Below are 10268 nucleotides of genomic sequence, written 5' to 3' on the forward strand. Positions count from 1 at the left end.
AATACAATAAAACATGATTGTCTGGAGAGTTTATCATGAAACAAAAATGGCAGAATATCCACCCGCTCAGCTGGACCATTATTGTCGGAACGATTTTCGGGCGGATGGGAACCACGATGAGCATTCCTTTTTTAGCAATTTATTTAACACAGGTCAAAGGGGCCTCCGCCGCTTTTGCGGGGGCTGTGATCGCGGCGAGCTCCCTGATTGGAATTGCGGCGAGCTTTTATGGAGGGTATTTATCAGACCGGTTCGGCCGGAAAAAGATCATGCTGCTCTCAATTTTTGGGTGGGTGCTTGTGTTTGCCGGTTTTGCACTCGCCGACCGAGTCTGGACCTTCTTTTTGATGAATGCCTTAAACGGATTGTGCCGCGCTCTTTTTGAGCCGACTTCAAGAGCGCTGCTTTCGGATGTATCAAAACCCGAGACGCGCCTCTTTGTCTTCAACCTCAGATATACGGCGATCAATCTCGGCGTCGTCTTCGGACCGCTATTAGGTCTGTACCTCGGCTCTTCCAAAACAACGCTGCCGTTTGTTATTGCGGCTTTTATTTATTTGATTTACGGAGCGGTGCTGGCGCTTCAATTTAGAAACCGCATCGTGCCGGTAACGGAGACGAATAGGCGCATTAGAGTGAAAGATGCCCTGCAGGTAACAAGAACAGACCGGGTGTTTTCGATCACGCTGATCGGCTCGATGATTTGTCTGTTCGGCTACTCCCACTTCACATCGACGATTGCCCAGTACATGTCGGCAAGTCCTTTTATGGAAGATGGGACAAAGCTATTCGGGATGATGCTGACATTAAATGCCGTGGTCGTGCTGGTCACCCAGTACCCGATCGTCCATATCGCCAAACGGTTTTCACCGGTTTTGTCGCTGATCGCGGGAAATGTTTTGATCAGCATAAGCCTGTTCAGTCTCTCGTTTTTCCATGATCTCTTATTGATTATCTTGATTGTTGTATTGTTTACAATTGGAGAAGTTTTGTTATTTTCCATGATGGATATATTGATCGACCACATTGCACGCCCTGAGCTCAAAGGGACTTATTTCGGGGCGATGGGCTTTACCCAGCTCGGAAGCGTCATCGGTCCATGGGCAGGCGGCATGCTGCTGGATGCTTTCGGAGCAGAAAAGCCTTTTTTCATCTTTTCCAGTCTTGCCCTCGCGACCCTTTGCGGAGTACCTTTCCTCATTGCGGCCTTTAGAGTGATGGAAGCGCAAAAAGCGAACATACATTCAGAAAACACATTGAACCATTAAAAGAGCGGAAGGGATGCGCCCCCTTCCGTTCAGATTCGGCAGAGGACTTCCGTATTAATGGTCAGCGCACGTCGGGCGCCACAAGCTCCACCTTGATACGGTCGGGATCTTCCGCATAGAGCGCATAATGTCCGCTTCCGCCCGCAAACGGATGCCTGTCTTCATAGAGGAGACGGTAGCCCCGTTCGACCAGCTGCTCTGCCATTTCGTCTACCTGTGCCCTTGATGCCGCTTGAAAGGCGAGATGGTTTAAACCGACCCGGCATCGATGATAGCCGGCTTCTAAAAAGCGCTCTTCCGCCTGGACAAGGACGAGGTAAGCGCCGCCCGCTTTCCAGCTGATGCCGCGTTCCCATTGCTGATAAACCTCATAGCCGAGTTCTCCGAGAAACCATCCCCAAAAGCGCTTCGATTTTTCTATATGTGATACATACAGTTCAATATGATGAATCATACGCAACCCCTCTCATGTCCGAGCCTATACCCGTCTGACTAAAATCTCTTCAACTTTGTGATCCTTCCCTTTTTTCAGGATTAAATCTGAACGGTATTTCGTAGGCAAAATGTTTTCATACAGATTCGGGCGGTTGACCGTCTCCCATATCGATTTCGCCATGTAATCGGCTTCAGCATCCGTCAGATCCTTGAATTTATGAAAATACGAAGTCGGATCTTGAAATGCCGTCTCCCTGAGCATCCGGAAGCGCTCAAGATACCATTTGATAATGAGGTCTTCCTCGGCATCCACATAAATCGAAAAATCAAAAAAATCGGACACGAACACGCGCGGCTTTGTCCGGTCATCTTCAATCGTAGGGGTCTGCAGCACATTCACTCCTTCAATGATGACAATATCAGCCCGCTCGACGGTTTCATAAACGCCTTCCAGCCGATCGTACGTTAAATGGGAATAGACCGGCGCTTTGACGGTTTCTTTTCCTGATTTTAAGTCGTTTAAAAACTCAAGCAGCGCCTTGACATCATAGCTTTCGGGAAAGCCTTTCCTCGACATGATGTTTTTTTCCATCAGAACGGCATTCGGATAAAGGAAGCCGTCCGTTGTAATCAGGCTGACGTTCATGTGTTCCTGCAAGCGGGACAGCACCGTCTGAATGATCCTCGCCGTCGTGCTTTTTCCGACAGCCACGCTTCCGGCAATCCCGATGATAAACGGAATTTTGGCTGCATGGGGATGATTCAAAAAACCGTTCACCTGGATATTGCGCTGATATTGGGTAGTCCTGTGCAAGTAAAGGAGCCGCGCCAGCGGAACGTAAATCGTTTCGACTTCCTCCAAGGACAAATAGTCGTTCAAACCTTCAAGCTCCTTCGCTTCCTCTTCGGTGATCCGGACTGTCATATGCCCGCCCAGATTCGCCCAGGCGTCACGGGTGTGACTCGTATATAACGTTTGTAAATTCAAATCTTGATTCGCCACATTTCTCACCTGTCCCTCTGTTCATATGCTATCTGACTAATTTTTTTGTAATCTATTCCAAACCGCCATTATATTATATAGAATTTTTTGAATGTTTACGAGAGATCAAGATTTTTGATGTTTGCACATGATTGAAACATGCGGACATGTCCCGGGCTTGCTGCCGATGTGGCGAATATCGAGGCGTTCATCGCTGAAAACGGCTTTCAATGTTCACGCTTTTCCCGAAAACATGATGAACCGGCAAATTTCCAAAGAAAAAGAGTGCGCGCCCGCACTCTTTTAAAAACAGCCGTTTATACGACATACTTGCTTTGCCTGTGGGCCGCATAGTAGGCGACGGCCGAAAACAGGGCGAAAAACAGGAGCAGAATAAACATGATCGGAATGGTGTCCACTTTCTCAGGCGTAAACAGCTTGAAACTGCCGTTGAAATTGAACACCTCATGCCCCAGATTGGACAGCAGATTTTTCAAATCAAATTTGCCGAGAACGGGAACCAGCAGGGCGTAAATAATATAAAGCAAAGCCGGCGCGATAAAACTTCTGAACAGAATACCTAAATAAAATCCGATCGTCGCAAAAACAAAGCTCACCGCAAGTAAGACAATGAATTGAATCAGAATATTCCCTTTAGAAGGGGCCGAAACCGCGAACTGATCGACCGGTACCGTTTTTGCCGCCAGCGCGTAAAAAATCAAACCGGCTAAATAGGAGACGCATAAAACGGCCGCCGAGGCTAAAAACATGACGATGTAGACCGAACATTGCTTGGCAAGCAGGACAGCCTTCCAGTCGCGCTTGGCCGCCTTCACTTTCACCGTCTTGAATCTGATATCATATGTGGATATATAAATGGCATAAAGCGTAAAAGCCAACGGAAAGGCAATGAAGCCCATCCACTCCATTGTGGTGATGACCGTTTGTTTTGGCTGTATCAGATGAACGGAAAGGATGAGCTGCTCATAATCATACCGTAAAATATTTTCCACGATCTCCCCGTCCCCATCCTTGCTCTTTAAAGCCCCTTCTGTTACTTTCACAGGCGATTCCAATGCCTTTTTGACATCGATTCCGAGTTTTTCATATTCTGCTTTCGTCTTTAAAAACTGCTGATAGCCGTTTTGCGTATTTTGATACTGAACATATATGTATCCTGAAGAAACCAATAACAGCGGGATGACTAAAATCAAGAATATTTTTGCATAGTATTGATAAGCAAGCTCTTTCTGCAACATGCTATAAATATTCTTTATAAACATCGCCTAATCCCGCTCCATTCGTCTGATAATTGTCCACATGCAAAGCCGAACCGTCTTTCAGCACAAATAATTGATCGACAATTGCAGAGTAAAATTCAAAATGGTGGCCGCAAGCCACAACAGTCATTTCATTTGCCCAGCTTTTTACGATATCCTGAAGCTCCATCATCGAACGATAATCAAGCCCGTTGGATATTTCATCCAGAAATAAGTACTCAGGTTTGTTTAAAACGGCAAGCATGAAGCTGAGCTTTTTCCTTTGACCGTATGAGTATGTCTTCACCTTTTTTTTCAGCACTTCGGAACTGAGAAACTTCTTGGATGCCTGGGCTAATTCTGCTTTTTCAACAGGTTTGTTTAATAAGATGTTGATGTTTTGATATCCTGTCAGGTTGAGATAAAATGGAGAGTCGTCGTAAATGACATGGATTTTGTGGCGGACGGCTGCAAGAGGCTCTTTATCGTACAGGATTTCGCCTTGAAATGGCTCCAGGTTCAGGAGGCATTTCAGCAAAGTCGTTTTTCCGGCGCCGTTATCGCCCATCAGGAAGTTGATTTTATTTTTTTCGATCTTCATATTCAAGCCGTCGAAAACCGTCTTCTTTCTATAAGTTTTTGTTAAATTATGAATGGTAATCACTTGCAAAATCCTTTCTCATCTCAGGATATAATGTCAGCATTTTCAATTATACAACGCTGCCAGTATTTTCAAAATAGTCCATTGGCAGCGTTGTATCTGATTTGCCTATTTCAGCTTAATCGCTTCCGTATTTTCCTTTTTTATTGACCCATTTTCTGTCTGTGTAGGTGGTGCTTGTGAGCACGACATCTCCCCATGGCGTAACGGTCCCGATGCTGTGCGTTTTTTTGGCTCTCCATTTATGAAGGCCCGAAGATTTATAATACCTTTTAATCCCTTTCGCTTTGACGATGTTGGGAAAGATGAAGCCCACATCTTGCGAGCCGCTGCTGCTCGAGATTTTTTTGCCGTTGTAATACCAGTCTATATAATCTTTTGACCAGGCGAGAAAACTGCCTCTTTTGACCGTCAGCCTTTTCCCCGAATAAGCGGTAAAACCGCTTTTGATGTTCATTTGCTCGGGAAGCGATTGAACATATTCTGTTTTGGCCTCAAGAAGCGCCTTCTGTTCATCTGTCGGCCGGGCGCCTTCTGCAGCCGCGGCAAATGAGGCTGGAATGAGGAGCGCGGCCGACAAAGAAAATCCTAAAATAGCTTTTTTCATTTGGATCCCCCCGTATTGCAATATTGTTTTTATGTATGTCTAAGCTTGTATCCATAAGCCTGTGCCTATATAAACAAACGGTTTAAGGTCGCGTGCTCTTATTGTAATCAATTGAAAGATAAACTCCTAGCAGATCAGACCATTTTATCATTGACTATTGGAAATTATAACCTCCTTTTCTTTTTTTGATATTATAACATATTTTCCCTTATTATCAATTTAACTTTCTTGTTTTTCCATTACCATTTTTTTCAAAAATATCATTTAAACAAGTATATTCCAAAAAATCTGACGCTTTATAATGGGGATGATTTACAAGTAATGATAAGAGAAAGTGTGGAAAACCGAAAGTGAAGACCCGTACCTTTCCGATGACCGGCCGACACCCTGGGCAAAAGACGATGACTATCTGCTGGGGATAGGGAGAGAAGAAGGAACTCTGGAAAGCGCTGATTTGATTGAAGAGTGGGAGCTGCCGCGCGGCCTTAATTCTCCTCCATAGGGACGGGCATACATGATCGCTCTTGACTACAGAGATGTGGAAGAAAATCCGCCTGTCTATTTCTTCGATCAGGAGGGTGAAGAGGATTTCAGATTGGCCGCTTCATGTGATGCGCTTATCGCTAAGCTCTATATAGAGGAAAGCTAAATCGGCGTGGCGCCCGCCCACAAAAGAAAAGGCTGCCTGAGCAACTGGGGCAGCCCTGATACTTAAAAGTTTTTCGATTTGTCGTCTGATTTATGCTTGGAAGGAAGGATCCGCTGTTCTCCCTTTTCATAAAAAGCGAGCAATTTATTGATAAATGACAGTTTCGGCGCCGTCCAGAATACGAACAGAGCTGTCAACATTCCCAGCAGGGCTCCGGCCGCAACGTCAAAAGGATAGTGAACGCCTGCCCAAATGCGGGAAATCCCGACAGCAAGCGCGAGCACAAGCCACAGCCATCCCGTTTTTTTATGAAACAGGAAGATTAGAAAACCGATTGAAAAAAACAGGATCGTATGGTCGCTCGGAAACGAATTGTCAATTTCATGTTCAATCAGTTTGTTGACATGGGGAAGCTCGGCAAAAGGCTGGTAGTTGGAATAAAGAGAGCCGGCGATTTTTCCGAGAACTCTGGCAATCACGAAAGATATCACAGCATAAATGACCATCAATCTGTTTTTGGTGGTTCTCGTAAACCAATATACTAAAAGCCCCAGCGCCAGAACATATATCATATATTCGGCCAAAAAGTGAACAACCGGGTTGAACATCGTATACTCTTTTCCTAAATCATTGATCGCACGAAAAATATCAATATTTAACTCCGAAAAAGACATTTTACATTCTCCTTTTTTAAACTTTTATAGAAAAAACATCCATCGAAATTGCACAAAAGGGCCTGGCGGCATTCGGTTTATATGTAAATCCGAAGACATCACGGCCGGGTTTGAAGAGAAATTTGCAAATCATTGCAAATTCCTCAGGCACCCTGTCAATGAATATCGATCTTCTTAAAGTAAGTGATGGTCGCGATTAACCCAAGAACAGTTGCAGCGAAAACACTGATGAAAGAATATTCCGGCGGATACTCGGGAAAGAACGTTCCGGAAGCGATCACCCATACCGCCGACCATGGGAACAAAGCGCTGTATTCCGTCCCGTAAACCATAACGCTCACCATTGAAATAATGATCGTGAATATAATAGTGGGAACGTAGTTCTTAAACAGAAGCGTGACAAAAATAATAGGAGTGACAAGCAAAAAGAGAAGAACTCCCCCTATTAAAAATTGTGTAAACCCTTCTGCTAAAACCTTTGAGCTCAAGCCTTCAAACTGTCCGACCAAGCCGAATAAAAAGGTCAGCACCCAAGCGATCAAAGTCAGCATGACGATCCATATAAACAGCAGAACCAGTTTGCTGACAATCAGGCTGATTCTTGAGACGGGAATCGTTAATAAATTTTTCAGCGTGCTTTCCGCATATTCCCGATTGAATAAATACGAGGTAATCACGCCGTATAAAGGGACCCCGATCAGCAGCACAATATAAAGGTTTGTGTCGGAAAAGGTCTCGCTGAACCGAATGGGAACATCAGGGTACTTGGCTTTCTTGGCCAAAGACGATATGAAGCAGATGAAAGGGGCTGCCGCCGCTCCCAAGATGCTGACGAGAAACATCTGTGAACGTTTAAGCTTCAGCATTTCCGTGTATAGCAGATTAACCAATCGTCCCGCCCCCTATCAATTTCACGAAATAGTCCTCAAGACTGTCTTCGCTCATCGTAATTTTCAATACATCGATACCGTTTTCCACAAACATTTTGTTGAGTTTTCCCTGCTGGCCCAGATGGGAATATACCCGGATGATGCCGTCCTGGTAAACTTCGTAGTCATGAATATCAAAATGCTGTTCCATCAGAACGGCCGCTTTATTTTGATCTGATAGCTGAAACTCAAGATATTTGCGGTTTCTTTCCCTAAGATGGCTGAACGGGATTTCTTCAAGCAGCTTTCCCTCATGAATGATTCCAACATGATCGACGAGCTGCTCGATTTCCGACAAAATGTGGCTCGATATAAAGATGGTAATGTTTCTTTCCTTGGCAAGGGAATGGATGAGATTTCTCATCTCCTTGATGCCGATAGGGTCCAAGCCGTTTGTCGGTTCGTCCAATATCAACAGCTCCGGATAGTGGAGCAGGGCTCTTGCAATCCCCAACCTTTGTTTCATTCCCAGGGAATACTTGCCGACGAGCTTTTTCGTTTCATGTTGCAGACCGACGATTTCCAGCACTTCATCAATTGCATTTTTTTTGTGAATGCCTATGATTTTCGCGTTGATCAAGAGATTTTCCATCGCCGTCAGATTTGCATAAAACCCCGGGACTTCGACAATGGAGCCGATTCTCCTTAAAATCTCTTTTTTATTCTTGAAAAAGTTTTCTCCAAATATCTCAATTTGCCCATGGGTAGGTTTGATCAATCCCAGCAGCATCCTGATCGTCGTTGTTTTGCCGGCGCCGTTGCGCCCCAAGAAGCCGTATATATCTCCTTGTTTGACATGAATATTAAGGTGGTCTACAGATTTTTGCGTCCCGTACATTTTCGTGAGGTTCGTCGTTTTAATAATTGTGCTCAACTGGTTCACTCGCTTTCACCTAACCTTATAGCTACATCTTAAACAGAAGGATTTAAATCCTTCTTAACGATTTCTTAATTATTTCTTAAATGAATGAAGATGTTTTTGTTTAGGAAGCGAAAAACCAAACGTCGTTTTTTCCCAAGGAATGCTTTCCGCCCAAATGCTTCCGTGATTTTTTTCGACGAGGGATTTGGCAATGGCAAGGCCTAAGCCGCTGCCTTCATCAAGTTTTCTTGACCGGTCTCTTCGATACATTCTTTCAAACACATGTTCAATATCGCTTTCCGGAATACCCGGTCCCTGATCCCAAATCAGAAGCTGATATTCGCGCTCAGTCTCTGTCAGCTCGATTCCCAGCACCTTTCCTTTTTTCCCGTAATGAACACCGTTTCTGACGAGATTCTCGATCACTCGAACCAGGCTCAACCGGTCCGCCATGATCAAACATTGTTGATCGGGAATCTGAGCGTGCAATTCAATATGGTGTTTTTTGAGCTCAGGCAAAAAGGCAATCAGCGTCTCCCTGACAAGCTCGGCAAAATCAAAAGACTCGATATTGAGCGGAATTTCATTCGCATCAAGCTTTGCCATGTTAAAGATTTCATCGATCAATTGCTTCAAGCCGCTGGACTTTTTCGAAAGAATGTGGAGGTATTCCTGTTTTTCTTGTTCTGAAGAAGCGACCCCGTCTTTTAAAGCATCAATATAGCCGATGATCGATGTAAGCGGCGTCCGGATATCATGGGAGATGTTGGATAACAGCCTTTTTCTCGCCGCTTCTGATTGTGCGGCGTTGATTTGGACTTTTTCGAGCTGTTCAATCAATTCATTAATCGAAAAAATGATGTCATTGAACAACCGGTCATCTTTGGCAAGCAGCCGTCTTCGTAAATTCCCGCCCGCCACGCGTTTCAGCTCGGTATCAATCAGCTGCAGATCGCTGATAAAACGAAGCCTTGTGATAAACAACACAGCTGTTATTCCAAACAGCACTATATACAATATGATACTGAACGTCCCTAAAGATCCGGCATTGACATGGATGAATAAAAGCCCGGCAATCGCTGCAAGCTGCAGGATGAGAAGCAGCGTTTTTTTATCATTCAGCATCTTTCTCACCTGCAAACTTATAGCCGATTCCCCATACGGTCTGAATCAATTGCGGATTCGACGGATCGGCCTCGATTTTTTTTCTGAGCTTTCTGATGTGAACCATCACGGTATTATCATCTTCTATGTATTGATCGCCCCACACGTTCCGAAACAGCTGCGTCTTCGTAAACACCTGCCCCGGGTGGGAGACGAAGAATTTCAGCAGTTCAAATTCCTTCGCCGTCAGTGCGACTTCCCGCCCCCCTGCCGTGACCGTATATGTTTTCAGATCAATGGTTAATCCTTTGAATGTAATCAGCGCTCGTTCATTCTTGCCGGCTTCGCTCCCCAGTATTAAGAAACGCCTCAGCAGGGCTTTGATTCGCGCGAGCACTTCATTTATGCTGAAAGGCTTTGTAATATAATCATCAGCTCCCATTGTCAGACCTAAAACCTTGTCGCCTTCAAGGTCCTTTGCGGTCAGCATCAGTATCGGAACGTTCGTATGATTCCTTATTCTTCTGCATACCTCCATCCCATCGATCCTGGGCATCATTAAATCCAATATAATCAGGTGATAATGATTTTTTTCAAATAATCGAAGGGCGTCCTCTCCATCTACTGCCACATCCACCTCATACCGCTCTCTTTCTAAATATGTTTTCAGCAAATCTCTGATTTCTTTTTCATCATCAGCTATGAGCACTCGAATGGCTTCCATCGTTTCACCCGCTTTAATGTTTTGATTTCTCACAAGTCCTATCTGGAATTTGCTTGTTTTTTGAAATGCTTCCTCTCTTTTCTTTGATTTTCATTATAGCAGAGAGTTGATTTC

At 44.6% G+C, this 10268-nt stretch carries 13 protein-coding genes; 3 read left to right on the forward strand and 10 right to left on the reverse strand.

The window, feature by feature from the left end; genetic code table 11:
* The first annotated feature begins 35 nt into the window (after nucleotides 1-35).
* Nucleotides 36-1268 (forward strand): MDR family MFS transporter, encoded by a 1233-nt coding sequence (locus tag R5H20_RS14415; RefSeq protein ID WP_006636532.1) that lies wholly within the window; start codon nucleotides 36-38, stop codon nucleotides 1266-1268.
* A gap of 61 nt (nucleotides 1269-1329) precedes the next feature.
* On the opposite strand, the gene R5H20_RS14420 is transcribed toward R5H20_RS14415, so the two are convergent.
* The 5 genes from R5H20_RS14420 to R5H20_RS14440 all read right to left on the reverse strand — a co-directional run bounded on the left by R5H20_RS14420 (nucleotide 1330) and on the right by R5H20_RS14440 (nucleotide 5212).
* The gene (locus R5H20_RS14420; RefSeq protein ID WP_006636533.1) at nucleotides 1330-1722 is read right to left on the reverse strand and encodes a VOC family protein; all 393 of its coding nucleotides are present in this window, start codon (nucleotides 1720-1722) and stop codon (nucleotides 1330-1332) included.
* Between the two features lie 24 nt (nucleotides 1723-1746).
* Entirely contained in the window at nucleotides 1747-2706 is a 960-nt protein-coding gene (gene coaA / locus R5H20_RS14425; protein ID WP_006636534.1) for a type I pantothenate kinase, read from the reverse strand.
* A gap of 296 nt (nucleotides 2707-3002) precedes the next feature.
* On the reverse strand, nucleotides 3003-3968 hold the full coding sequence (locus R5H20_RS14430) for an ABC transporter permease (RefSeq protein ID WP_006636535.1): 966 nt from the start codon (nucleotides 3966-3968) through the stop codon (nucleotides 3003-3005).
* Nucleotides 3946-4608, reverse strand: coding sequence for an ATP-binding cassette domain-containing protein (locus tag R5H20_RS14435; protein ID WP_040347864.1), 663 nt, complete (start codon nucleotides 4606-4608; stop codon nucleotides 3946-3948). Before R5H20_RS14435 ends, R5H20_RS14430 begins: the two co-directional genes overlap by 23 nt.
* Nucleotides 4609-4723: 115 nt before the next feature.
* The gene (locus tag R5H20_RS14440; protein ID WP_006636537.1) at nucleotides 4724-5212 is read right to left on the reverse strand and encodes a hypothetical protein; all 489 of its coding nucleotides are present in this window, start codon (nucleotides 5210-5212) and stop codon (nucleotides 4724-4726) included.
* Nucleotides 5213-5546: 334 nt separating this feature from the next.
* Between R5H20_RS14440 and R5H20_RS14445 the strand changes: the two genes are divergently transcribed.
* Both R5H20_RS14445 and R5H20_RS14450 read left to right on the forward strand, forming a co-directional pair.
* Nucleotides 5547-5714 carry a hypothetical protein gene (locus tag R5H20_RS14445; protein WP_186819964.1) on the forward strand — a complete coding sequence of 56 codons (168 nt, stop codon included), beginning with the start codon at nucleotides 5547-5549 and terminating at the stop codon, nucleotides 5712-5714.
* 12 nt (nucleotides 5715-5726) lie between these two features.
* The gene (locus R5H20_RS14450; RefSeq protein ID WP_255130980.1) at nucleotides 5727-5861 is read left to right on the forward strand and encodes a hypothetical protein; all 135 of its coding nucleotides are present in this window, start codon (nucleotides 5727-5729) and stop codon (nucleotides 5859-5861) included.
* 62 nt (nucleotides 5862-5923) lie between these two features.
* Here the strand turns inward: R5H20_RS14450 and R5H20_RS14455 are convergent, their stop codons facing one another.
* The 5 genes from R5H20_RS14455 to R5H20_RS14475 form a co-directional block, all read right to left on the reverse strand.
* Nucleotides 5924-6535: an undecaprenyl-diphosphatase gene (locus R5H20_RS14455; protein WP_006636538.1), complete on the reverse strand. Its 612-nt coding sequence runs from the start codon at nucleotides 6533-6535 to the stop codon at nucleotides 5924-5926.
* A 155-nt stretch (nucleotides 6536-6690) separates the two neighbouring features.
* Complete coding sequence (bcrB, locus tag R5H20_RS14460) at nucleotides 6691-7377, reverse strand: bacitracin resistance ABC transporter permease subunit BcrB (protein ID WP_236835540.1); 687 nt, start codon at nucleotides 7375-7377, stop codon at nucleotides 6691-6693.
* Nucleotides 7378-7417: 40 nt separating this feature from the next.
* Nucleotides 7418-8338: a bacitracin resistance ABC transporter ATP-binding subunit BcrA gene (gene bcrA / locus R5H20_RS14465; protein ID WP_081605345.1), complete on the reverse strand. Its 921-nt coding sequence runs from the start codon at nucleotides 8336-8338 to the stop codon at nucleotides 7418-7420.
* 78 nt (nucleotides 8339-8416) lie between these two features.
* Nucleotides 8417-9451: a sensor histidine kinase gene (locus R5H20_RS14470; protein WP_006636541.1), complete on the reverse strand. Its 1035-nt coding sequence runs from the start codon at nucleotides 9449-9451 to the stop codon at nucleotides 8417-8419.
* Complete coding sequence (locus R5H20_RS14475; protein WP_006636542.1) at nucleotides 9441-10154, reverse strand: response regulator transcription factor; 714 nt, start codon at nucleotides 10152-10154, stop codon at nucleotides 9441-9443. Before R5H20_RS14475 ends, R5H20_RS14470 begins: the two co-directional genes overlap by 11 nt.
* Nucleotides 10155-10268 lie beyond the last annotated feature (114 nt).

It is taken from the genome of Bacillus sp. KICET-3 (genome assembly GCF_033261025.1).
Taxonomy (GTDB): Bacteria; Bacillota; Bacilli; order Bacillales; family Bacillaceae; genus Bacillus; species Bacillus sonorensis.